The 22,455-nt window shown below is 72.8% G+C and carries 25 protein-coding genes; 16 read left to right on the top strand and 9 right to left on the bottom strand.

Annotated elements, in window-relative coordinates:
* Window positions 1-25 precede the first annotated feature (25 nt).
* Window positions 26-751 carry an HAD family hydrolase gene (locus ADK41_RS33400; RefSeq protein ID WP_051843530.1) on the bottom strand — a complete coding sequence of 242 codons (726 nt, stop codon included), beginning with the start codon at window positions 749-751 and terminating at the stop codon, window positions 26-28.
* Window positions 752-849: 98 nt separating this feature from the next.
* Between ADK41_RS33400 and ADK41_RS33395 the strand changes: the two genes are divergently transcribed.
* Both ADK41_RS33395 and ADK41_RS33390 read left to right on the top strand, forming a co-directional pair.
* Window positions 850-1,623, top strand: a complete 774-nt coding sequence (locus ADK41_RS33395) for a hypothetical protein (protein WP_030834694.1) — start codon at window positions 850-852, stop codon at window positions 1,621-1,623.
* Window positions 1,610-2,077 (top strand): NUDIX hydrolase, encoded by a 468-nt coding sequence (locus ADK41_RS33390; protein WP_030834691.1) that lies wholly within the window; start codon window positions 1,610-1,612, stop codon window positions 2,075-2,077. The genes ADK41_RS33395 and ADK41_RS33390 overlap by 14 nt, the downstream gene beginning before the upstream one ends.
* On the opposite strand, the gene ADK41_RS33385 is transcribed toward ADK41_RS33390, so the two are convergent.
* Window positions 2,065-2,628 carry an HD domain-containing protein gene (locus ADK41_RS33385; protein ID WP_030834688.1) on the bottom strand — a complete coding sequence of 188 codons (564 nt, stop codon included), beginning with the start codon at window positions 2,626-2,628 and terminating at the stop codon, window positions 2,065-2,067. The genes ADK41_RS33390 and ADK41_RS33385 overlap by 13 nt on opposite strands.
* 283 nt (window positions 2,629-2,911) lie before the next feature.
* Between ADK41_RS33385 and ADK41_RS33380 the strand changes: the two genes are divergently transcribed.
* From ADK41_RS33380 to ADK41_RS33360, 5 genes are all read left to right on the top strand, one after another.
* Complete coding sequence (locus ADK41_RS33380; RefSeq protein WP_037805182.1) at window positions 2,912-3,385, top strand: nuclear transport factor 2 family protein; 474 nt, start codon at window positions 2,912-2,914, stop codon at window positions 3,383-3,385.
* A gap of 77 nt (window positions 3,386-3,462) precedes the next feature.
* Window positions 3,463-4,092, top strand: coding sequence for a TetR/AcrR family transcriptional regulator (locus ADK41_RS33375; RefSeq protein WP_234319056.1), 630 nt, complete (start codon window positions 3,463-3,465; stop codon window positions 4,090-4,092).
* A gap of 10 nt (window positions 4,093-4,102) precedes the next feature.
* Entirely contained in the window at window positions 4,103-4,960 is an 858-nt protein-coding gene (gene mshB, locus ADK41_RS33370) for an N-acetyl-1-D-myo-inositol-2-amino-2-deoxy-alpha-D-glucopyranoside deacetylase (RefSeq protein WP_030834677.1), read from the top strand.
* Window positions 4,957-5,370, top strand: coding sequence for a DUF6113 family protein (locus ADK41_RS33365; RefSeq protein ID WP_030834675.1), 414 nt, complete (start codon window positions 4,957-4,959; stop codon window positions 5,368-5,370). The genes mshB and ADK41_RS33365 overlap by 4 nt, the downstream gene beginning before the upstream one ends.
* A gap of 194 nt (window positions 5,371-5,564) precedes the next feature.
* A complete protein-coding gene (locus tag ADK41_RS33360) occupies window positions 5,565-7,847 on the top strand; it encodes a membrane protein (protein ID WP_030834673.1) in 2,283 nt (760 codons plus the stop codon).
* Window positions 7,848-7,904: 57 nt separating this feature from the next.
* Here ADK41_RS33360 and ADK41_RS33355 read toward each other — a convergent pair whose 3' ends face one another.
* Window positions 7,905-8,765, bottom strand: coding sequence for a transglutaminase-like domain-containing protein (locus tag ADK41_RS33355; protein ID WP_030834670.1), 861 nt, complete (start codon window positions 8,763-8,765; stop codon window positions 7,905-7,907).
* Between the two features lie 17 nt (window positions 8,766-8,782).
* Complete coding sequence (locus ADK41_RS33350; protein WP_030834668.1) at window positions 8,783-9,811, bottom strand: GNAT family N-acetyltransferase; 1,029 nt, start codon at window positions 9,809-9,811, stop codon at window positions 8,783-8,785.
* Between the two features lie 140 nt (window positions 9,812-9,951).
* On the opposite strand from ADK41_RS33350, the gene fdxA reads away from it, so the two are divergent.
* On the top strand, window positions 9,952-10,269 hold the full coding sequence (gene fdxA, locus ADK41_RS33345; protein ID WP_006135610.1) for a ferredoxin: 318 nt from the start codon (window positions 9,952-9,954) through the stop codon (window positions 10,267-10,269).
* A gap of 116 nt (window positions 10,270-10,385) precedes the next feature.
* Window positions 10,386-11,483 carry a bifunctional succinyldiaminopimelate transaminase/glutamate-prephenate aminotransferase gene (locus ADK41_RS33340; protein WP_030834660.1) on the top strand — a complete coding sequence of 366 codons (1,098 nt, stop codon included), beginning with the start codon at window positions 10,386-10,388 and terminating at the stop codon, window positions 11,481-11,483.
* Between the two features lie 412 nt (window positions 11,484-11,895).
* Here the strand turns inward: ADK41_RS33340 and ADK41_RS33335 are convergent, their stop codons facing one another.
* Entirely contained in the window at window positions 11,896-12,198 is a 303-nt protein-coding gene (locus ADK41_RS33335) for a hypothetical protein (protein ID WP_030834658.1), read from the bottom strand.
* A 170-nt stretch (window positions 12,199-12,368) separates the two neighbouring features.
* Window positions 12,369-13,361 carry a heavy metal transporter gene (locus tag ADK41_RS33330; protein WP_078662158.1) on the bottom strand — a complete coding sequence of 331 codons (993 nt, stop codon included), beginning with the start codon at window positions 13,359-13,361 and terminating at the stop codon, window positions 12,369-12,371.
* Between the two features lie 84 nt (window positions 13,362-13,445).
* On the opposite strand from ADK41_RS33330, the gene dapE reads away from it, so the two are divergent.
* Both dapE and ADK41_RS33320 read left to right on the top strand, forming a co-directional pair.
* Window positions 13,446-14,525 (top strand): succinyl-diaminopimelate desuccinylase, encoded by a 1,080-nt coding sequence (gene dapE / locus ADK41_RS33325; RefSeq protein WP_030834655.1) that lies wholly within the window; start codon window positions 13,446-13,448, stop codon window positions 14,523-14,525.
* Window positions 14,526-14,632: 107 nt separating this feature from the next.
* The gene (locus ADK41_RS33320; protein WP_030834654.1) at window positions 14,633-15,391 is read left to right on the top strand and encodes a TIGR00730 family Rossman fold protein; all 759 of its coding nucleotides are present in this window, start codon (window positions 14,633-14,635) and stop codon (window positions 15,389-15,391) included.
* 124 nt (window positions 15,392-15,515) lie between these two features.
* Here ADK41_RS33320 and folP read toward each other — a convergent pair whose 3' ends face one another.
* Window positions 15,516-16,376, bottom strand: a complete 861-nt coding sequence (gene folP, locus ADK41_RS33315) for a dihydropteroate synthase (protein ID WP_030834653.1) — start codon at window positions 16,374-16,376, stop codon at window positions 15,516-15,518.
* Between the two features lie 142 nt (window positions 16,377-16,518).
* Here folP and ADK41_RS33310 point away from each other — a divergent pair, with 142 nt between their 5' ends.
* Entirely contained in the window at window positions 16,519-16,875 is a 357-nt protein-coding gene (locus ADK41_RS33310; RefSeq protein WP_030834650.1) for a DivIVA domain-containing protein, read from the top strand.
* Window positions 16,872-17,522, top strand: coding sequence for a DNA-3-methyladenine glycosylase I (locus ADK41_RS33305; RefSeq protein ID WP_051843528.1), 651 nt, complete (start codon window positions 16,872-16,874; stop codon window positions 17,520-17,522). The genes ADK41_RS33310 and ADK41_RS33305 overlap by 4 nt, the downstream gene beginning before the upstream one ends.
* 19 nt (window positions 17,523-17,541) lie before the next feature.
* Here the strand turns inward: ADK41_RS33305 and ADK41_RS33300 are convergent, their stop codons facing one another.
* Entirely contained in the window at window positions 17,542-18,345 is an 804-nt protein-coding gene (locus ADK41_RS33300) for an enoyl-CoA hydratase/isomerase family protein (protein ID WP_030834644.1), read from the bottom strand.
* A gap of 380 nt (window positions 18,346-18,725) precedes the next feature.
* Between ADK41_RS33300 and ADK41_RS40290 the strand changes: the two genes are divergently transcribed.
* Window positions 18,726-18,893 carry a DUF3117 domain-containing protein gene (locus ADK41_RS40290; protein ID WP_003966491.1) on the top strand — a complete coding sequence of 56 codons (168 nt, stop codon included), beginning with the start codon at window positions 18,726-18,728 and terminating at the stop codon, window positions 18,891-18,893.
* Window positions 18,894-18,992: 99 nt separating this feature from the next.
* On the opposite strand, the gene ADK41_RS33295 is transcribed toward ADK41_RS40290, so the two are convergent.
* Window positions 18,993-19,691, bottom strand: a complete 699-nt coding sequence (locus tag ADK41_RS33295) for an O-methyltransferase (RefSeq protein ID WP_078662156.1) — start codon at window positions 19,689-19,691, stop codon at window positions 18,993-18,995.
* A 276-nt stretch (window positions 19,692-19,967) separates the two neighbouring features.
* Between ADK41_RS33295 and sigE the strand changes: the two genes are divergently transcribed.
* Together sigE and ADK41_RS33285 are read left to right on the top strand one after the other, a co-directional pair.
* On the top strand, window positions 19,968-20,627 hold the full coding sequence (sigE, locus tag ADK41_RS33290) for an RNA polymerase sigma factor SigE (protein ID WP_030834640.1): 660 nt from the start codon (window positions 19,968-19,970) through the stop codon (window positions 20,625-20,627).
* Window positions 20,624-21,580, top strand: a complete 957-nt coding sequence (locus tag ADK41_RS33285) for an anti-sigma factor family protein (protein ID WP_030834638.1) — start codon at window positions 20,624-20,626, stop codon at window positions 21,578-21,580. Before sigE ends, ADK41_RS33285 begins: the two co-directional genes overlap by 4 nt.
* Window positions 21,581-22,455: the final 875 nt, after the last annotated feature.

Below are 22,455 nucleotides of genomic sequence, written 5' to 3'. Positions count from 1 at the left end.
CTGCTCGGGGACCTCGTCACCGCGTTCAGGGACGGCCTGAGGACGTCCCGGGACGTTTTCCGTCACTGGCAAACGACTCCAGGACGCTGAGAAGGTGCTTGGTGTCTGCCAGGTCGGACAGGACCTCGGGGGCGCCGGCCTCTGAGAGTTCCGCGCGATCGTGGATACCGGAGGCGACAGCGACGATCCCGCACTCCGTGACCAGGGCGGCCTCCACATCGCGGGGGGTGTCCCCCACGAGGACAGTGGGCGTGTCGGCCCGAACACCACGAAGCCGTTGCACGCGCTCGCGGGCGACCGCGACGAGATCGGGACGCAGGTCGGCGTCCGCTCCGTAGGCGCCCACCGGCAGGTCCAGCAAGGAGTCGAGGCCGAACGCGGAGAGCTTCACACGGGCGTTGGCATCGATATTGCCCGTCAGGACGGAGGAAACCCAACCACTCCGCGCCGAGGCGGCCTTCAGTGCCTCGTGGACTCCTGGCAGGGCCCATCCGCGTGAGCGCAGAGCATCCAGGCGTTCACGCCCTGCCCGGCCGAGAGCGGCCTCGATGTCGGGCCAGCCAGGCACGGGCAGACCCTCGCGAACGAACATGTCGTGCATGATCAGACGGTCCGTGCGTCCTTCGGTCCGTGCCGGGCCCGTCGGCTCGCGCCCCGCGAGCGCCAGGAAGGCGGCGGCGTAGATCTCCTTGCTCACCCCCGCGTTCTCGATGAGGGTGTGGTCGATGTCCCACAGGACGATGAGCTCCATGGCGTCAGCGTAAGCAGCAGCCGTCGGCACTGTGGTTCCTCGGCAACGTCCCATAACGTCCTTGTGTGATCACGCGGTACACCGCTTCCATGACTTCTGTGAACGACCGACTGCATACCGTGCTCGTCCAGCGAGGGGTCTCACCCGACGCGCTCGCGGAGATCTGCGAGGTCGACCCCAAGACGGTGAGCCGCTGGCTGGGCGGACGGATCCCTCACGCGCGGCATCGCTTCCGCGTCGCGGGCCATCTGCGCGTGGAAGAGGCCTTCCTCTGGCCGACGCCTTCCAAGCGGCCCCGTCGACCGCGTGACGGATCAGGCACCGAGCTGGTCGGCACCTACCAGAATCGGGCCAGCGTGCCGCGGGACGTATGGCTTTCGCTGTTACGGGAGGCCCGGCAGGAGATCAGCGTCCTCGTCTTCTCCGGCACCTTCTTCGCCCAGTCCAACCCACTTGTCGCCAAGATGCTCTCCGAACGCGCGGCCGAGGGCGTCCGGGTTCGCCTGTGTTTCGGTGATCCCGACGGTCAGGCGGTCGCCCTCCGGGGCCGCGAGGAGGGAATCGGAGACACACTCGCCGCCAAGATCCGCGCCTCGCTGACGTACTACCGCCCCTTGCTGGGCAAGGCCGGGTGCGCAGTACGGCTCCACGACACCACGCTCTACACGTCCATGTTCCGCTACGACGACGACCTGCTCGTCAACCCTCACATCTGGGGGCAGCCGGCCAGCGCCAACCCCCTCCTCCATCTCAAGAGAGCCGATGGCGCAGGGTGGTTCGACAACTACGCTCAGAGCTTCGACGCTGTCTGGGCCGCCGCGCGGCCGTGGGCATCCGATCAGGAGAGGACCGCCGACCATGGGCAGGACTGAGTACTACAACGACCCGGCCGCTCCGAAGGCGAACACCCTCATCCCGGCCAGCAACCTGCTCGTCGCCGACGAGACGGGCGCCATCCTCCTCCAGCGCCGCCGCGACACCGGACAGTGGGCACTCCCCGGAGGCGCCCAGGACATCGGTGAGACCGCAGCCCAGTGCGCGGTTCGCGAGTGCCTGGAGGAGACCGGCATCATCGCGGAGGTCACAGGCTTCCTCGGCGTCTACACCAACCCGAACCACATCGTCGCCTACACCGACGGCGAGATCCGCCAGCAGTACGAGAACACCTACATCGGCCGCCCCGTCGGCGGAGCGCCCACGATCAACGACGAGGCCGACGGCGTCCGCTTCGTCCAGCCGGCCGACCTGGACCAATACGACATCCACCCCAGCATGCGCCAGCAGATCGGGGACTACCTCGCCGGCACCTATCCCTACCTTGGCTGAGCCGCCAGGGCGGCCTCGATCCTCTCGACAGACGAGAAGATCTCCGGTGCCGCCCGTCGGATGAACCGACCGACCAGGCTGTCCGCGCCGTAACGGTCGATGATCTCCACGACCCGTGCCTGCGCGGTCGTCCGGCCACCCACGGGCGTCGTCGTCATGTCGCAGTACACGAGGGCGTCCACCAGCAGCGGATCGTCCAACAACGGGAACTCCGCGGCCAGCTCCTCCCTCAGCCCGCGTTCCTCCGCCTCCAGCAGTGCGAACGAGTGGTTCGCCACCAGGCGGGTCAGCCTTTCGCCGGCACCGTGCTCGTCCCGCAGGAAGCGCGCTCCGTCAAGCGGATGGAAACCGGTGATCGCCAAACGGGGGGTGTAACCCACATCGTGCAGGACCGCAGCCGCAGCCAGCAGGGTGGCGTCCTTCCCCAGAAGCTGCCCCATTCCTCCCGCCCGAGCGGTCACTCCCTGACTGTGTGCCCATCGCCGGGGCAGCGCCTCACCGAGCTCCGCCTCCGCGATGCGTCTTGCCCAATCCAGCGTCACCTCGTCCATGGGCGACTGCATGCCCCTCGGAAGTACCCGTCAGTCTTTCTGCGGCCTGCCGGTGCGCCGGGTGGCCGAACCGGCGATGGAGCAACGTCACTTGACGCGTCAAATGAAAGTGGTCTATTACTTACTTCGAGTCGAGCGCACCGAGATCGAAGCGGCGCGGCGCACAAGACCGGCCCTTCAGTCGTAGAGGCAGAGGGCCGTTCTTCAGCCCAGTAAGTAAGCGATCGACCGCTTACTTACTGGATCATCGAATGATCACCACCCCAGAAAGCGACCTTCCGCCATGACAGACACCCCTTCCGCTCCGCAGGATGCCGACGCCGTCCGGGCCGCCGCCCAGCAGGTGTTCCGGGACCACCTCGACCTCCTGGCCGCCGGCCGGGTCGAGGAGTGGGTCGAGCTCTTTACCGAGGACGGAGTGATGGAGTTCCCGTACGCCCCGAAGGGCTACGCCACCCGACTCGTGGGCAGGGAGGAGATGCTCGGCCACATCGGCAACTTCTCCAAGGCGTTCCGCCTGAGGATGACCGACGTGCGCATCCACGAGACCGTCGACCCCGCGCTGGTCATCGCGGAGCTCAGGTCCGAGGGCATCGCGCTGGAGACCGGCCGCCCCTACAACCAGTCGTACATCTCGGTGGTCGAGACCGTGGACGGCAGGATCAGCCGCTACGTCGACTACTGGAACCCGCTGATCGCCATGGAGGCCCTCGGCGGCAGCGCCGACGACATGGTCGCGGCGTTCAGCGACGCCTGAGCGCGTCCGCCGGGCGCGCCCGCACCGGGCCGCTCCGGTGGTTTGACGCGCCCCCATGAGAGTGGTTGATTGCTTTCATGGAAACCAGGACGCGACAGCGCTCCACCGCCGACGAGCGCCGGGCCACGGTCATGCGCACGGCCATCAAGACGTTCGCCGCGCGGGGCTACTACGGAACCTCGACGACGGACGTCGCCAAGGCCGCGGGCATCTCGCAGGGGTACCTGTACCGGCTGTTCAAGGACAAGGAGACGCTGTTCGCCGCCCTGGTCGACTACTGCTCGGACCGTCTGCGCGAGTCCGTCGCCACGGCGGCGGCGTCGGTGCGGAGCACCGACCCGCAGGCGGTCATGCAGGCGCTGACCGCCTCGTACGACGAGGTCATCGCCGACCGGGACGTGCTGATGATCCTCATGCACGCCCAGGGCTGCGCCGGTGAGCCCGGCATCGGCGAGGCCGTGCGCAGGTGCTACGCCAAGCAGGTCGAGTACGTGCGCGCCGTCTCCGGCGCCTCCGAGGAGCAGATCCGCCGCTACTTCGCGGACGCCCTGCTCAGCAACGTCCTGGTGGCGATCGACGCCGACGCCGTCGACGCCCCCTGGGCGCGCACGCTGCGCGGCCAGGCGGTCGCGGGGTCGCCGACGCGGGCGGTGGAACCGGGCGGCGGGCGGCCGGGGCGCGGACGGGGAGGGCCCCGCGCCTCATAGGGTGGAGCCCATGACGGAACTCCCCGACCGGCGTCTGCTGCTGGTGCACGCCCACCCGGACGACGAGTCGATCAACAACGGCGCGACCATGGCCCGCTACGCCGCCGAGGGCGCCCACGTGACGCTGGTCACCTGCACGCTCGGTGAGCGGGGCGAGGTCATCCCGCCCGAGCTGGGGCACCTGAGCGGGGCCGCCCTCGGCGGGCACCGGCTCGGGGAGCTGAGGGAAGCGATGCGCGCGCTCGGGGTCACGGACTTCCGGCTGCTCGGCGGGGCCGGGCGGTACTGCGACTCCGGGATGATGGGGCTGCCCGACAACGACGACCCCGGCTGCTTCTGGCAGGCCGACGTCGACCAGGCCGCGGGGCTGCTCGCCGAGGTGATCCTGGAGATCCGCCCCCAGGTCCTCGTCACCTACGACGACGACGGCGGCTACGGCCACCCCGACCACATCCAGGCCCACCGCGTCGCCATGCGCGCCGTCGAGCTCGCCGCCGAACGGGGCTGGGACGTCCCCAAGGTCTACTGGAACCGCGTGCCCCGGTCCGTCGCCGAGGAGTCCTTCGCCCGCCTCGACGACGACCTGCCCGGCCTGCCCTTCGAGAAGGCGGCCGTCGTCGGCGACGTACCCGGTGTCGTCGCCGACGAGCAGGTCACCACCGAGATCGACGGCACCGCGCACGCCGCCGCCAAGGCCGCCGCCATGCGGGCGCACGCCACCCAGATCACCGTGGCCGAACCGTACTTCGTGCTCTCCAACGAACTCGCCCAGCCGCTCCTCACCACCGAGTACTACGAGTTGGCACGCGGCGAACGCCCCGAGGAGCGGGAGAGCGACCTGTTCGCCGGGATCGGAGAGGCGCCGTGAGCGGCCGGTCGCCCTCCGCGCTCGCCCAGCCGCTGCGGCCGCCCTCCGCCGGACGGGTCGCCGCCTGCCTGGGACTGTTCCTGCTCGGCGCCGTGGTCGGCGCGGCCGGGGCGCTGGTGCAGCCCGCGTGGTTCCCCGGCGGGCTGCTGCTCGCCCTCGCCGGTGAGGCGGGGCTGATCCTGGGGGCCACCCGAGCCCTGCGCAGCCGGGCCGGAGGCGCCTGGGCCGCCGGCGGCTGGATGCTCGTCGTCCTCCTGCTCACCGTCAGCCGCCCGGAAGGCGACTTCCTGTTCGCCGCGGGCGGCGGCTCCTACCTCTTCCTCCTCGGCGGCATCACCCTGGCTGTGATCTGCGCCACCCTCGCCCCCGGGCGGCAACCGAACGGCCCTCCCGCCCGACTTGGCAAGTGACGTACCACTTCGCCGCGTCACGGGCGTGCGGGTCCGGTGTGGGTTTCCCCGGCGGTACTGGGATACCGGTCGGACATGGCCAGTAAGGTGGTGCGCGCCGCCGAGCCTCCCTCGAACCCTCGGCTTCGCCCGAGCTGGGAGGACTCCCACCGTGAGGTCGTGACGGGCGGCGGAGCCAACCGGGAGAACCTGCCTTGAGTCGTGAAACTGACACTCCGTCCTCCGGGCCCAACGGGCGCGGCGGAGCCGCCTACCCGTCGGGCACGCCGCCCTACGGGATTCCGGCGATTCCGGACGAGGGCACGGACGCGGGCCGTTCGGCCGCGCGGCCGGATGAACGCAAGACCGAGACCACGCTGACCACGCGGATCCGCATCAACATCCCCGGATCGCGGCCCATTCCGCCGGTCGTCGTGCGCAAGCCCGTCACGGACGCGGAGAGCAAGGGCGCCACCGCCGCCGAGGCGTCGGCGCCGTCCCCGGCCCGGAACGCCCCGGCCGCCGACGCGGTCGAGCCCGCCGACCGGCCCGAGCGGCCGACGGCCGGGGAGAAGCCGGCCAGCGACTGGTTCGCGCCCCGCAAGTCGGGCGCGGGCAAGGGCGGTCCGGGTGCCGGCTCCGCCAACGGCGCGGGCGCGTCGAGCGGTTCGGGTCCCGCCGCGGGCGGCGCCCCGCAGCTCCCCGCCGCTCCCGCCGGCGCGCGGCCGGGCGCCGGACGTCCCGGTGGCGCCGCCGGCCCCACGGGCACGCCGGGCGGTTCCCGCCCCGGCGGCACGCAGGGTTCCGGGCCCACCGGTGCGACCGGCGGGCCCGTGGCCCCCGGGCACGGCGGCGGCACCGGCTCCTTCGACGTGACCGAAGCGCTGGCCGCCGGGCCGGCGGGCCCCGGCGCCCGTCCGGGTACGGGGCAGGGCGACGAGCAGCGCCGTGACGACCTGCCGTTCTTCGCGGACGAGGCTCCGGGCGGGCGCGACGGGGCACGACCGGGCCAGGCTCCTCAGTCCGGTCAGTCCGGTCACCGTGGACGGCCGGGTCCCGCGGGTCCCGCGGGACCGACCACCGGACCGGCGACCGGCTCGAGCCCGGTCGCTCCCCGGGCGGGCAGGGGCTCCGGCGCTCCCCCCGTTCCCGGTGGTCCCGGCCTTCCCGCACTCCCGGTCCGCTCCGGCGCCCAGTCGAGTCAGGCGGCCCAGGCGGGTCAGGCGGCCCAGGGCGCCTCCGCGCGCCCCGGCGCCCAGGCGGCCCAGGGCGCTCCCGCAGCCTCCGCCGGCCAGGGCGGACGCCCCGGCGTCCCCGGCGGCGGCCTGAGCGACGACACCGCGATCCTCACCCCGCAGAAGCTCGCCGAACCGGGCGCCCCGGGTTACGGCCCCCGCCATGACAACGTCTCCGGGGACACCGTCACCAGCGGCATCCCGTTCGTCCCGCCGGGCGCCGACTTCAACGCTCCCGACGGCCCGCGGACGCACACGCCCCCGAAGCTGCCCGAGCCGGTCTCCACGCCCCCGGCGGCCTCCTCGAAGCCGGCGAAGAAGAAGGGGCGCAACAAGCTCGTTTTGCTCTGCGGCTGCCTGGTCTTCCTCGCCGGTGTCGCCTACGGCGCCGGACTGCTGATGAACCGTTCCGACGTGCCGAAGGGCACCACCGTGCTCGGCGTCGACATCGGCGGCGGCACTCGCGACGAGGCCGTCAAGAAGCTCGACGCCACCCTCGGCGACCGGCTGGACCGGCCGCTGAAGCTGTCGGTCGACGGCAGGACCGTCGAACTGGAGCCGGGCAACGCGGGCCTGCAGTTCGACACCGACGCCACCGTCGGCGCGGCCACCGGCAGCGACTACAACCCGGTCAACGTCATCGGCTCCCTCATCGGCAACCAGCGTGTCGTCGAGCCGGTCATGCCCGTCGACGAGGAGAAGCTGCAGGCCGCCCTGGAGGACGCCGCCGGCGGCTCCGGCTCGGTGACCGAGGGCTCGATCAGGTTCGAGTCCGGCAAGGCCGTCCCGGTGTACCCCAAGGGCGGTCAGGGCATCGACGTCGCCAAGGCGACCGACGAGGTGGCGGAGGCGTACCGCACCCAGGTCGAGACCGGGAAGGCCGCCACGGTGAACGTTCCGACGGCCGCCCAGCAGCCGAAGGTCACCAAGGCCGAGGTCGACCGGATGATGAAGGAGTTCGCCGAGCCGGCGATGTCGGGCATCGTGACCGTGCAGACGGACGCGGACCACTCGGTCCCGATGAGCCCCGAGAACTCGCTGTGGAAGTTCCTCGGAGTCCAGGCCGTCGACGGCAAGCTGGTCGACAAGCCCGACCTGAAGGCCCTCGAGGAGCTGTACGGGCAGGCGTTCGACGGTGTGCTCATCACCCGGGGCAACGGCAAGAAGACGGCCGTCACCCCCGAGGACGTCTACGGCGCCCTCCGCCAGGCGCTGATCAGCAAGACCGACCGCGTCGCCGTCATCGACACGAACCCCAGCTGACGCGATCGACACGATGCCCGGAAGCGGGCGCCCGGTGGATCACCGGGCGCCCGCTTCCTAGTTGAGCAGCGCCCGCGCCGCCTGCGCCTGGCCCCGGATCCGTTCCGCCGCCGGTTCGTCCACCGCCGCCACCACCTCCGCGTACGCGTCCAGCTCCCGTGCGCCGTCCTGGAAGTCACCGCGCTGCACCAGCAGCTGTGCCCGCTCGTAGCGCAGCCGCGCGGAGTGCGACGGGAGCAGCAGCGACAGCTCCACCGCCCACAGCCCCACGCCCGAGTGCTCAGGACGTGCCGCCGACCACGCCCGGACGTTGTTCAGGATCCGCAGGACGACGTCCAGCACCCCGGCGGGCGTCAGCATCGACGCCTCCAGCGGCGCCCCCGTCGCCCCGGCGACCAGCAGCTCCGCGTCGGCCCCGGTCAGCACCCGGCCCCCGTCGAACGGATCGGCCAGCACCTGTCCCGCCTCCGCCCCCGCCTCCCCGAACCCGACCACGAAGTGCCCCGGCAGAGCCACCCCGTACACCGGCGCCCCCGCCCGCCGGGCCACCTCCATCCACACCACCGACAACAGGATCGGCAGCCCGCGCCGGCGCCGCAGCACCTCGTGCAGCAGCGACGACTCCAGCCGCCGGTAGTCGTCCGGAACGCCGTGGAAGCCGTACCGCCCGCCCAGCAGCTCCCGCAGGGCCACCGCCCACGCGTGCGGCGAGCCGGGCCGGTAGGGCAGCTCGCCGGCCAGCCGGTCCAGCTCCACCTCCACGGCGTCCATGCCCGCCTCGTCCAGCGCGCCGTCCGCCTCCGCGGCGACCAGCAGGCACAGCGTGGACAGGTCCGGCCGCTCGCACCGGGCCTTCTCGGCGAACCGCCGGCGCAGCTCGGCGGAGCGCTCGGGGGACGGGGGACGCGGAGGACGCATACCCGGTTCGTGCCCGCTCACGGCGCCCCGTCACCTGCCGGAGCCGACGATTCCGGAGCGCGGTAGTGGTGGTACGCGTGGTGCGCGGCGAAGCCCATGCGGTCGTACAGCGCCCGCGCTCCCGCGTTGTCGTCCTCCACCTGGAGCCAGGCCGCCGAGGCGCCCTCGTCCAGCGCCCGCCGGGCCAGCGCGGCCATCACGGCGGTCGCCAGCCCCCGCCGCCGCCGCGCCGGGTCCACCTCGACCGCCGCGAAGCCGGCCCACCGCCCGTCCACGACGCACCGCCCGATGGCGGCCGGCGCGTCCGCGCCGGCGCCCGGCACCGTGGCGAACCACACCGAAGGACCGCTCCCCAGCACCCGCAGGGCCACCTCGCTCACCCCCTTGCGCCGGTACCGGGCCAGCCACGCCCCGTCCGCCTCCCGCGACAGCACGACCCCGGACGGCTCCCCGCCCAGGTCGGCGACCGGCGCCAGCGGACCCACCCACAGCTCGGCGGTCACCTCCCGCACCCAGCCCCGCCGCTCCAGCTCCGCGCAGAGCGGCTCCTGCGTCCCCTCGGCGCCGGTCGCGGTCTGCGCGTACGCGGGCAGCCCCCGCGCGGCGTACCAGGCGCGCACGGCCGTCAGCGCGTCGTCGAGCGGCACACCCGGATCACCGAGCGGCAGCACGGAGTTGGCCCGCCGCGTGAAGCCCTCGGCCGCCCGCAGCTCCCACTCGCCCAGCCGCTCGCTCTCCACGGGCCGCCACGCCCGGGCGGAGACCCGCGCCAGCTCCTCGTACGAGGCCGCCGGACCCCGGCGACGCGCCGGGGCCGAAGGGATCACCTTGCCCGCGACCAGCGAGGACTCCGAGACACGGACGCTTTCCCCGTTCTTCCTTGTGATCCGCAGCACACCGTTGTCCCATGATGTGAGAACACCGACCGTGTCGGTGAACCTCTCACCCGGGGGACCATGTTCGATCAAGCTCCGTACGGAGACCCGTTTTCCCACGTCAGCAGTGGTGATACGGACCTCGAGGCGTCCGGCGGCAGAGATTTCCACAGGTCAGTTCACCCCTCCTGTTCGGATCATGCCCAGGAACGGAGATACTAGGGGCGGGCATCGACGACGCCGCGCTCCCGCGCGCCAGGCGGCGGAGCCTGAGGAGGCCCGCCAGCGCCCTATCGAGGAGGAACGACAGCGTGACCTACGTCATCGCGCAGCCTTGTGTCGACGTGAAGGACAAGGCGTGCATCGAGGAGTGCCCGGTCGACTGCATCTACGAGGGCCGTCGGTCCTTGTACATCCACCCGGACGAATGCGTCGACTGTGGTGCCTGTGAGCCGGTCTGCCCGGTCGAGGCGATCTTCTACGAGGACGACACTCCCGAGGAGTGGAAGGACTACTACAAGGCGAACGTCGAGTTCTTCGACGAGCTCGGCTCGCCCGGCGGCGCCAGCAAGCTGGGTCTGATCGAGCGGGACCACCCGTTCATCGCCGCGCTGCCGCCGCAGGCGTAGCCGTCCCGCGAGAAGCGGCCCCGCAAGACGTGCCGCCCCGGTCCCGTACGGCCCGATCCTCCCGATCGCCGTACGGGACCGAGGCGTTCGCCGGACCAGAAAGTGAGCCCGTAACCGTGTCCGCAGTCTCCGACCGGCTGCCCGCCTTCCCCTGGGACAAGCTGGAGCCGTACAAGAAGACGGCCGCCGCGCATCCCGACGGCATCGTCGACCTCTCGGTCGGCACCCCCGTCGACCCGGTGCCCGAGCCGATCCAGAAGGCCCTGATCGCCGCGGCGGACTCCCCGGGCTATCCCACGGTCTGGGGCACCCCGGAGCTGCGCGACGCGCTCACCCGCTGGGTGGAGCGCCGGCTGGGCGCCCGCGGGGTCACCCACCACCACGTCCTGCCGATCGTCGGCTCCAAGGAACTGGTCGCCTGGCTCCCCACCCAGCTCGGGCTCGGTCCCGGCGACAAGGTCGCCTTCCCGCGCCTGGCCTACCCGACGTACGAGGTCGGCGCCCGCCTCGCCCGCGCGGACCACGTGGCGTACGACGATCCGACCGAGCTGGACCCGACGGACCTGAAGCTGCTCTGGCTGAACTCCCCGTCCAACCCGACCGGCCGGGTGCTGTCCAAGGAGGAGCTGACCCGGATCGTCGCCTGGGCCCGCGAGCACGACGTCCTCGTCCTCTCCGACGAGTGCTACATCGAGCTGGGCTGGGAGGCCGACCCGGTCTCGGTGCTGCACCCCGACGTCAACGGCGGGTCGTACGACGGCATCGTCTCGGTCCACTCGCTGTCCAAGCGGTCCAACCTCGCCGGCTACCGCGCCGCGTTCCTGGCCGGTGACCCGGCGGTCCTCGGTCCGCTGCTGCAGATCCGCAAGCACGGCGGGATGATGACCTCCGCGCCGACCCAGGCGGCCGTGGTGGCGGCGCTGGGCGACGACGAGCACGTGCGCGTTCAGCGGGGGCGCTACGCGGCCCGCCGCACCGTCCTGCGCGAGGCTCTCCTCGCCCACGGCTTCCGCATCGAACACAGCGAGGCCAGCCTCTACCTGTGGGCCACCAGGGACGAGTCCTGCTGGGCCACGGTCGCCCACCTCGCCGACCGGGGCATCCTGGTCGCCCCCGGCGACTTCTACGGCCCGGCGGGCGAGAACTTCGTCCGCGTGGCCCTCACGGCGACGGACGAACGAATCCAGGCAGCAGCAACCCGCCTGACCTCCTGACCTCCGCGAGGGCGGGCAACCAACCGCCCCCGCCCCGGCTGCGGGCAGTCGACTGTCTCCGGCCCGGCTGCGAGCGGCCGACCGTCCTTGGCCCGGCTGTGGGCAACCCGTCGTCCCTGGCCCGGCTGCAGGCGGCCGACCGTTTCCACCCCGGCTGTGGGTGGTCGACTGTCTTCGGTCCGGTCATGGGCGGTCGGCCGCCCCTGCCCCGGCTGTGGGCAGTCGTTCCGCAGGGCGATGGGGGTACCTCCCATGCCTTCAGGGCAATGGGGGAGGGTGGGCACAGCCGCCGACGCCGGGCACCGGCCGGCATCCGGTCACTGCGCCCACGCTGGCAGACGAAACGACGGGGCCCGAGGGGAAGCCCCCCAGACCCCGTCGCCGTGACAAAAGGCCGGCCGCAGGCCGAACCTCAGCCGACCGGCAGCCCCTTCACCGGCGCACCCTTGGTGAGGGACCCGGCAGCCTTCTTCACGGTCTTACCGGCGCCAGGCGCCACCTCGCCGGCACCACCCGCCGTCTTCGTGACGTCCCGCGTCACGTCGTTCATGGTGTTCCCGGCGGCCCCGTCCACAGCGGTCAGCCCACCGAGGTTCGGGGTGGCCGGCAGTTCCGGGGCCGCACTGGCGGAACCGGCCGCGCCGACCCCGGCGGCCGCTCCCGCGGCGACGAGCAGCGCGGCACGGGCGATCCGACGGGTCAGGGGGAGGGACATGGTGCTCCTTCGACGGGAGAGAACGGTGACGCCGTGATTACCGCTCGACCGCCGGGAAGGTTGCGGCGGGGCAACGCAAAGAGTTGGCAATGCGTCGCATTATCGGCCGTGCGCAACGCCTGCGGGTGACCCCCCGCACGCCTGCGCGGTCGCGCGACCGCGCCGTCGCGCTACGGCTTGGTCGTGAGGGTCACGACCCCCGCGCCGCCCCCCGACCCCTCCGCGTTCTTGCCGTCCGTCGGCCGCCACCGGCTGTCGGTGTGCCCGGCCGTCCACTCCCGCCCCGCGTACGACACCTGCCTTATGTGCAGTTCGGAGGCGTTGGCCACGGCCCAGTGGGCCAGCTGCCAGCCCCGAGCCCCGGCGTCGGCGCCCTCCCCGACGGTGACCGGAAGCCGCACGGTCCGCCCGCCGGAGTCGCCGGGGTCGCCGGATTCCGCCGGAGCGCTCACCGGGGGCGAGGAGGAAGAGGACGCGGCCCCCACCTCGGCGCCGGCCGGCTCCAGCGCGTCCCGTCCGAAGTCCCGGGCCAGCGCGGCACGCACCGCGTCCGCGCCCGCCGTCCGCGTCGCCGCCGGACGGCCGTCGCAGGTCAGCGTCGCCGCCGAGCGTCCGGTGAGGGCGGCGGCCAGCAGTGCGGCGTCCGGCTCGTGCTTGGCGTACGCCTGCGGGAAGCCGCTGCGCTGCACCCGCTGCGCGGCGACGGTGAGCGGCAGCCGGGTGTAGCCCGGCACCTCCTCCAGGTGCTCGTAGAACTTGTCCGCCGAGTACACCGGGTCCATGATCTCCTTCGGCGTGCCCCAGCCCTGCGAGGGACGCTGCTGGAACAGGCCCAGCGAGTCACGGTCGCCGTGGTCGATGTTGCGCAGCGCCGACTCCTGCAGCGCGGTCGCCAGCGCGATCGTCACCGCCCGCTCGGGCAGCTCGCGCGCGGTGCCCACGGCGGTGATCGTCGCCGCGTTCACCGCCTGCTCGGGCGTGAACTCGTACGTCGCCCCGTCGCCCTTGCCGGAGACGACCTTGCAGCCCGGACCGCGGGTGCTCCCGGTGTCGTACTGCACCACGACGTATCCGGCGACCGCGGACAGCACCACGAGGGCCGCACTCCAGCGGGCGAGACGGCCGCGACGCGTGCGCTTGGAAGGAAGGGACGGCTCTGGCACGCGTACAAGGTACTGGAGAGTACGGTTCCTTGTGTGCCGGGTGCGGGCAGTGGTGCGGACACCCGGCGCGCTAGGGTCGACGGCATGGCCGACACCCCGCTTGACCTCACGCTGGACGCCGCGCGCCTGACCGCGCAGCTCGTCGACTTCCCCTCCGAGAGCGGCACCGAGAAGCCGCTCGCGGACGCGATCGAGGACGCGCTGCGCACCCTGCCGCACCTCACGGTCGACCGGCACGGCAACAACGTCGTGGCCCGCACGCGGCTGGGGCGCCCGGAGCGGGTGATCCTCGCCGGCCACATCGACACGGTCCCGATCGCCGACAACGTCCCCTCCCGGCTCGACGCCGACGGCGTGCTCTGGGGCTGCGGCACCTGCGACATGAAGTCCGGCGTGGCCGTCCAGCTGCGCATCGCGGCCACGGTCCCCGCCCCCAACCGCGACCTGACCTTCGTCTTCTACGACAACGAGGAGGTCGCGGCCGAACTCAACGGCCTGAAGCACGTGGCCGAGGCGCACCCCGAGTGGCTGGAGGGCGACTTCGCGGTGCTCCTCGAACCCTCCGACGGGCAGGTGGAGGGCGGCTGCCAGGGCACGCTGCGGGTCCTGCTGAAGACCACCGGCGAGCGCGCCCACTCCGCGCGGAGCTGGATGGGCTCCAACGCCATCCACGCCGCCGCCCCGATCCTCGCCCGGCTGGCCGCCTACGAACCGCGGTACCCGGTGATCGACGGACTGGAGTACCGCGAGGGCCTGAACGCGGTCGGCGTCACCGGGGGAGTGGCCGGCAACGTCATCCCCGACGCATGCGTCGTGAGCGTGAACTTCCGCTACGCCCCCGACCGCAGCGAGGAGGAGGCCCTCGCCCATGTCCGCGAGGTGTTCGCGGACTGCGGGGTGAGCGAGTTCGTCGTCGACGACCACAGCGGCGCGGCGCTGCCCGGCCTGTCCCACCCCGCCGCGGCGGCCTTCATCGAGGCGGTGGGCGGCACCCCGCAGCCCAAGTACGGGTGGACGGACGTCTCCCGCTTCTCGTCGCTGGGCATCCCGGCGGTCAACTACGGTCCCGGAAACCCCCACTTGGCGCACAAGCGGGACGAGCGCGTGGACACCGCGAAGATCCTCGCGGGGGAGGAACGGCTGAGGTCCTGGCTGACGGCCTGACGCGAACGGGTTTGCGCCGCTGTGTGCCGGACATGCTGAGGTCCCCCGTACGTAACCCGTGTGGATCTACGCTGAGGTGGTACGACCAGCGAACGGAGGGAGCGCACATGGCTACCGGCAACCCCGAGGGGAAGCAGCAGCCGCCGGAGGAGAAGCGCCTGGGGCCGGTCCTCCGCCGGCGGGGCCAGGTGCAGGCGAGCACCACCGACCAGCGACTGCTGGACGAGCGCGCGCCCACGGAGTGGGTGCACACCGACCCCTGGCGGGTGCTGCGCATCCAGTCGGAGTTCGTCGAGGGCTTCGGCACGCTCGCCGAACTCCCTCCCGCCATCAGCGTCTTCGGTTCGGCGCGCACGCCGGTGGACTCGTGGGAGTACGAGGCCGGCGTCCGGCTGGGCCGGGGCCTGGTCGGGGCGGGCTTCGCGGTGATCACCGGCGGCGGTCCGGGAGCCATGGAGGCGGCCAACAAGGGCGCGCTCGAGGCGGAGGGGATGTCGGTCGGCCTGGGCATCGAGCTGCCCTTCGAGCAGGGGCTGAACCCCTACGTCGACATCGGCCTGAACTTCCGGTACTTCTTCGTCCGCAAGATGATGTTCGTGAAGTACGCCCAGGGCTTCGTGGTCCTGCCCGGCGGCCTCGGCACCCTGGACGAACTCTTCGAGGCACTGACCCTGGTCCAGACCCAGAAGGTCACCCAGTTCCCCATCGTGCTGTTCGGCACGGAGTACTGGGGCGGTCTGGTCGACTGGCTCCGCGGCACGGTCATCGCCCAGGGCAAGGCGGCGGAGAAGGACCTCCTCCTGTTCCACGTCACGGACGACGTGGAGGAGGCGGTGGCCCTGGTCTCGAAGGAGGCGGGCCGCTAGGCAGGTCTTCTTCGAGGCCCGCCTTCCCACCCGCGGAGCCGGGCGGCGGGTGGGCGAAGGCCGGGGGTCCGGGGGCGGAGCCCTCCGGTGCCGGGAACGGGAAGGGGCGGCGGGGCGAAAGCGCCTACGCCAGCCCCCGCCGGGCCACAGCCGGCTCCCGCTCCCCGGCGATCGCCGACACCATGTCCAGCACCTGCCGGGTCTCGGCCACCTCGTGCACCCGGTACACCCGCGCCCCCAGCCACGCGGACACGGCGGTCGTCGCCAGCGTCCCCACCACCCGCTCCTTCACGGGCCGGTCCAGCGTCTCGCCGACGAAATCCTTGTTGGACAGCGAGACGAGCACCGGCCACCCCGTGCCGACCATCTCCCCCAGCCGCCGGGTCGCCTCGAGGCTGTGCCGCGTGTTCTTCCCGAAGTCGTGCCCGGGATCGATCATCACCGACTCCCGCGGCACGCCCAGCGCGACCGCCCGCTCCGCCAGCCCCACGGTCACGTCGAGGATGTCGGCCATGACGTCGTCGTACGTCACCCGGTGCGGCCGCGTCCGCGGCTGGGCGCCGCCCGCGTGGGTGCACACCAGCCCCGCGCCGTACCGGGCGGCGACCTCCGCGAGCCGCGGGTCGACCCCGCCCCACGCGTCGTTCAGCACGTCCGCGCCCGCCTCGCACACGGCCTCGCCGACCTCGTGCCGCCAGGTGTCCACGCTGATCACGACGTCCGGGAAGCGCCGCCGCACCTCGGCGACGAAGCCGACCGTCCGTCGCGCCTCCTCCTCGGCCGTGACCTCCTCGCCCGGCCCGGCCTTCACCCCGCCGATGTCGACGATCGCGGCGCCCTCCGCCACCGCCTGCTCCACCCGCGCCAGCGCCGGCTCGTCGCGGAACGTGGCGCCCCGGTCGTAGAAGGAGTCCGGGGTCCGGTTCACGATCGCCATGATCACCCGCTCGTGCGGTGCGAATTCCCGCCTGCCCAGCCTGAGCATCCCCTGTGACCTCTTCCTCGTACGATCCCGTCCCGGGCCGCCCCGAAACGCCCGGCGGCCCCGACTGCCAGACTCGCATGGCACGATCGGAGCCACACATCCGACTCCGACTCATCCGACCGTGGGGGCCCCGGCGATGGTTATGTTCCTGTTCCTGGTCGTCGCGCTCGCCGTCGTGGTCGCCGCGGTGACCCTCGCCGTGGTGGGCGGCGGCGACAACGGCCCGCTGCCCGAGGCGGCTCCCGAGCGGCTGCGGGACGCCCTGCCGCCGGACCGGCCGGTCGACCGCGCGGACGTGGAGGGCCTGCGCTTCCCGCTCGCCGCCCGCGGCTACCGCATGGCCGACGTGGACGACGCCCTCGGCCGCCTCGGCGCGGAGCTCGACGAGCGCGACGCCCGGATCGCCGAACTGGAGTCCGCGCTGGCCGGCGCCCGCGCCGCCGCGGCCCACCTCTCCCCGGACAAGCCGGCCACGCACCAGGAGGACGAGCAGTCGTGAACGAGGAAGCAGCCGCCCCCACCGGCTCGGACGGCCACCCGCGCTGCCCCTGGGCGCTGTCCACGCCGGACTACGTGACGTACCACGACGAGGAGTGGGGCCGTCCGGTCCACGGCGACGACGCCCTCTTCGAACGCCTCAGCCTGGAGGCGTTCCAGTCGGGCCTGTCCTGGATCACCATCCTGCGGCGCCGCCCCGGCTTCCGCGCCGCGTTCGCCGGCTTCAAGATCGCCGAGGTCGCGGAGTTCACCGACACCGACCGCGAGCGCCTGCTGGCCGACCCGGGCATCATCCGCAACCGCGCCAAGATCGACGCGACCCTCGCCAACGCGCGCGAGCTGGCCGGGTGGGCGCCCGGCGACCTGGACGCCCTGATCTGGTCCCACGCCCCCGACCCGGCCGGCCGCCCGGCGCCGAGGACCCTCGCGGACGTGCCCGCGGTGACCCCGGAGTCGACGGCCCTGGCCAAGGCCCTGAAGAAACGGGGCCTGCGCTTCGTCGGCCCGACCACCGCGTACGCCCTGATGCAGGCCTGCGGCTTGGTGAACGACCACGTGGAAGCATGCGTGACGAGAAGCGCCCCCCAAGGGGCGCGGGGAACTGCGCAACCAGCCACGACGAACCCGCGGCCCCCGACGGCGCCGTAGCCCCGAGCTCACCGGAAGCTCACCGGCCCAGGTACCGAGGCTTCTCCTTGTTCACGAACGCCCGCACCGCGATCGCGTGGTCCTCCGAGGAGCCCGCCCGGGTCTGGAGCTCGTCCTCCTTCTCCAGGGCCTCCGCCAGCGAGTGGCTCAGCCCGTACGCCACGGACTCCTTCAGCGCCGCGTACGCCACCGTCGGGCCCTCGGCCAGCGCCCGCGCCACCTTCTCCGCCTCCGCGCGCAGCTCCGCCGCCGGGACCAGCCGGTTGGCGATGCCCAGCTCGTACGCCTCCTGCGCGGAGACGCTGCGCGGGAAGAGCAGCAGGTCGGTGGCGCGCCCGGGGCCGACCACGCGCGGCAGCGTCCAGGAGATCCCGGAGTCCGCGGTCAGCGCGACCCCGGCGAACGAGGTGTTGAACGCCGCCGTGTCCGCGACGATCCGGTAGTCCGCGGCCAGCGCGAAGCCGAAGCCGGCCCCCGCCGCGACCCCGTTCACCGCCGCGACCACCGGCTTCGCGGCCCCGGCGATCGCCTTCACGATCGGGTTGTAGTGCTCGCGCACCGTGCTCATCGTCTGCCCCGAACCGGTCTCCCGGTCCTCGATCAGCAGCCCGATGTGCTCCTTGAGGTCCTGCCCGACGCAGAACGCCCGGTCCCCGGCCGCGGTCAGCAGCACGGCCCGTACGGCGTCGTCGTCCGCGGCGGACCGGACCGCGTCCCGGAGGGCGACCTTCGCCGCGACGTTCAGCGCGTTCATCGCCTCGGGGCGGTTGAGCGTGATCGTCGCGAGTCCGTCGCTCACCTCGTAGAGCACGGTGTCGGTCATGGGGTGTCCCTCCGTGTGACGGCCCGGGACCTACCGGCCGGTACGTCCCGTCTGTTCAGACAGCATGACGGAGATCACCGACCGTGGCGGGCGGCCGACGTGTGACCTGCGTCAAACAATTCCTGGCCGTTTCCGATCGCCGGGAGTGCGTGCGGCGGCGCAGTATCGCAGTCACATCGCCGAATTGAGTGGTTTTGCTCGCGTGCGTTGCCCAAGCGATGCCGACCGATGTTGGTCATCGGGTCCCGCCATGCGGGATAATGACCTGGAAGCAATGTGTTCGATGCCGGTGGCGTGTGTCCTGCTTCAAGGACCGCAGGTGCCCTTCAGTGGGCCGTCGGCTGAGACGGTTGAGCTGGGTTCCAGGAAGGGGAACGAGCATGGCGGCCATGAAGCCGCGGACGGGTGATGGCCCGCTCGAGGTGACCAAGGAGGGGCGGGGCATCGTCATGCGCGTTCCGCTCGAAGGCGGCGGTCGGCTCGTCGTCGAGCTGACCCCGGACGAGGCCGACGCGCTCGGCGACGCCCTCAAGAAGGTCGTCGGCTGACGCGCAAGCGACCATACCCTTTCAGCCGCCCCGGCGCCGCACGCGGTGCCGGGGCGGCTGTTTCGCGTACGGGCCGAAGGAGCGGAGCGGGCGCGCCGGTCACCGTTTGACGGCGCAGAGGAGCCCGTCCCCCACCGGCAGCAGCGACGACACCAGCTCCGTGCTCTCGCGCAGGGTCCGCACCAGCTCCCGCAGCCGCAGCACCTCCGTGGGCTGCGGTCCGGAGTCCACCGTGCGTCCGTTCGCGAAGACCCCTTCGAAGGCGACCAGGCCTCCCGGGCGCAGCAGGCGCAGCGATTCGGCGAGGTAGTCCTGGTACTCCTGCCGGTCGCCGTCGCAGAAGACCAGGTCGTAGCCGGCGTCCGCGAGACGGGGCAGGACGTCCAGCGCGCTGCCCGGGATGAAGCGGGCCCTGTTCCCGGCGAAACCGGCGTCGCGGAAGGCCTGGCGGGCGGACTGCTGGTGCTCCGGCTCCTGGTCGACCGTGGTCAGCACCCCGTCCGGCCGCATCCCGTGCAGCAGGTGGATCCCGGAGACCCCGCAGCCGGTGCCGATCTCGGCGACCGCCTTGGCGTCCACGCTGGCGGCGAGCAACCGCAGCGCCGCGCCCGTGCCGGGCGACACCGAGCGCAGCCCTGCGTCACGGGCCCGGTCACGGGCCCGGTGCAGCGCTTCGTCCTCGGCGACATAGGCGTCGGCGAACGCCCAGCTCGTCTGCCGGTTGGCGGTAATGACCCTCTCCCGTCCCCATGGGTGCCTCGGCGTGACTGTATCCGTTGGCGTCGGGAACCCGCAGATGGGACCGGTCGTTTAAAGGGATGAGCAAGGGGCGTGTGCCGTGACGGGGGGCAGGCAGTGGACGAGGGCGCCGAGCAAGTGCTGACGCAGCCGTACGAGCCGTGGCAGCCCAGATCAAATTCTCGTAAAACCGCTTATCCGGAGCTAACGGGCGAGGTGGCTATGGTAGGGGCTCCACTGGACACCACCAGAGCCGATAGGGGAGGTGCGGCTGCGCCTGTGGATCGCGGAGGGGTGCTGCGGCGCTTCCTCGGATCGGCGGGTAGGCCGAAATCCGTGAACGACACCGCTGCTGACCACGCCCGCGCCGGCGACCCGGCCCAGACCGCGACTTTCTCCACCGACGCGGACGGGCAGGCGTGGACTCCGCCCACCTGGGAGGAGATCGTCAGCATGCACAGCGGCCGGGTCTACCGGCTCGCCTACCGCCTCACCGGCAACCAGCACGACGCCGAGGACCTCACCCAGGAGGTCTTCGTCCGCGTCTTCCGCTCCCTGTCGACGTACACGCCGGGCACCTTCGAGGGCTGGCTGCACCGCATCACCACCAACCTCTTCCTGGACATGGTCCGCCGCAAGCAGCGCATCCGCTTCGACGCGCTCTGCGACGACGCGGCCGAGCGGCTGGCCAGCAAGGAGCCCACGCCCCAGCAGATCTTCAACGACGCCCACTTCGACGCGGACGTCCAGCAGGCCCTCGACACCCTCGCCCCCGAGTTCCGCGCCGCCGTCGTCCTGTGCGACATCGAAGGACTGTCGTACGAGGAGATCGCGGCCACCCTGGGCGTCAAGCTCGGCACCGTCCGGTCCCGGATCCACCGCGGCCGTTCCCAGCTGCGCAAGGCCCTCGCGCACCGCTCGCCCAAGGCGCGCGCGGAGCGCCGCTCCTTCGTGCCGCGTGTTCCCGCACTGGGAGGAGGGGGCGCGAGCGCGTGAGCGGTTCACAGCCGAAGTCCTCCGAGGGACACCTCGCAGAGCAGCACCTGGGAGACCGACTCTCCGCCCTGGTGGACGGGGAGCTCGGTCATGACGCGCGCGAGCGCGTACTGGCGCACGTCGCCACCTGCGCGAAGTGCAGGGTGGAGGTGGACGCGCAGCGCCGCCTGAAGAACGTGTTCGCCCAGGCGGCGCCCCCGCCGCCCTCCGAGAGCTTCCTGGCCCGTCTCCAGGGGCTGCCGGCCGGGGGCGACCTCGGCGACGGCGGCTCGCCGCTGGGCGGCGGAGGGCTGCCGGGCGGCACGCCGGGGCGGTTCGGCGGCGGCTCCGGGGCCTTCGGGGCCAGGCGGAGCGAGCGCTTCGAGTTCGCCTACGCGCCCGTCCGGCGGCACGGGTCCGCGCTGCCGGCCGCCGCGGGCGGCCGGGGCTTCGCCGTCCACGACGTCAGCCGTCATGAGACCGACCGGCCGTCCTCCCGCGGGCTGCGGTTCGCGTTCGCCGCCGCCGGGGCGGTGTCGCTGGCCGCGATCGCGCTCGGCGGGGTCACCGCGGGCATGCCCACCGACACGGAGGCGCGCGGCGCGGGCAAGGGCAGCAACGTCACGCCGATGCGCACACAGGGCACGGGCGCGGCGGTGCCCGAGTCCCAGCGGCGCCGCGGCATGGCACCGCTGCTGGGCCAGATGGCGGGCCAGAGCGCGCCCGCTGCCACCCCGGTCGCCCCGACCGCGGTCTCCGCTCCGCTGCTGCCCGGGATCCCGGCCCCGACACAGCGCCACCCCGTGCCGGGCACGCCGCTGACGGGCGGTGCGACGGCCCTGTCCCCGCTGATACGACCGCTCACCTCGACCCCGCCGCTCACCTTGACCACGTGGGCCGTCTCCACCGGGCTCAAGGCCCCGGGCCTCGTCACCACCGGTACGACGCCGGTCCCCACGCCGACATCCCGCTGAGCCGTCCCGTGCGCAGGGGCGCGCGAACCTGATTGAATCCAGGGGGCGCGCCCAGGCCCAGCCGGGTGCCGAGCCAGTAGTCTCGCGGCCACCGCCGTCGCGCGGTGCCGTGTCCAGTCGTGGGGAGAGCATGAACGAGGGGAAGCCGGGCTCACCGGGGGAGGAGCCGACCACGCGTCCCGAGGGACACGACGGCGACTTCGAACTGGCCCGCCCGGACCGCGGGCCGGCCGCCGTCGGCGACGCCCACCGGGGCGACTACGAACTGGACCGCCCTCTAAGGCCCGAGGGCTCCGGGAACCGGCCCGTCGAGCCCGCGCCGGACGCCTCCACGCCCGCCCCCGGAGCCCCGGAGCCCGACGAGCCCACCGGGCCCACGTCCCCGGCCCCCGACGCGCCCGACGCCTCCACGTCCTCGGCTGTCCCGGCCCCCGGTGCGCCCGACGTGTCCGGTGTCTCCGACGCCTCCGCGTCCCCGGCCGCCCTGACCCCTGGTGTGTCTGGCGTCTCCGACGGGTTCGCGGCCCCGGCCTCCGACGCGCCCGACGTCTCCGTGTCCTCGGCTGTCCCGACCCTCGGTGCGTCCGCCGGGCCCGCGTCCCCGACCGACCCGGCCGCCGGCGTCTCCGACGCCTCCGCGTCCCCGGCTGTTCCGGCCCCTGGTGCGCCCGACGTCTCCGACGGGTTCGCGTCCCCGACCGACCCGGCCTCCGACGCGCCCGACGCCTTCGCGGCCCCGGCAGTCTCCGCATCCGCGGTCTCCGAGCCGCCGCCGGTGGTTTCCGGGCCCCCCGCCCCCGAGCAGCAAAGACCCCTGCACGACCCCGACCCCTAAAGCCCCCCGCCGTACGGCGAACCGGGCCCCTGGGCGCCCG

This window comes from Streptomyces caelestis, assembly GCF_001279005.1.
In the GTDB taxonomy this organism is placed as follows: Bacteria; Actinomycetota; Actinomycetes; order Streptomycetales; family Streptomycetaceae; genus Streptomyces; species Streptomyces heliomycini.
Note: the sequence above shows the minus strand (reverse complement) of the source record. Positions and strands in the feature narration are given on the sequence as shown.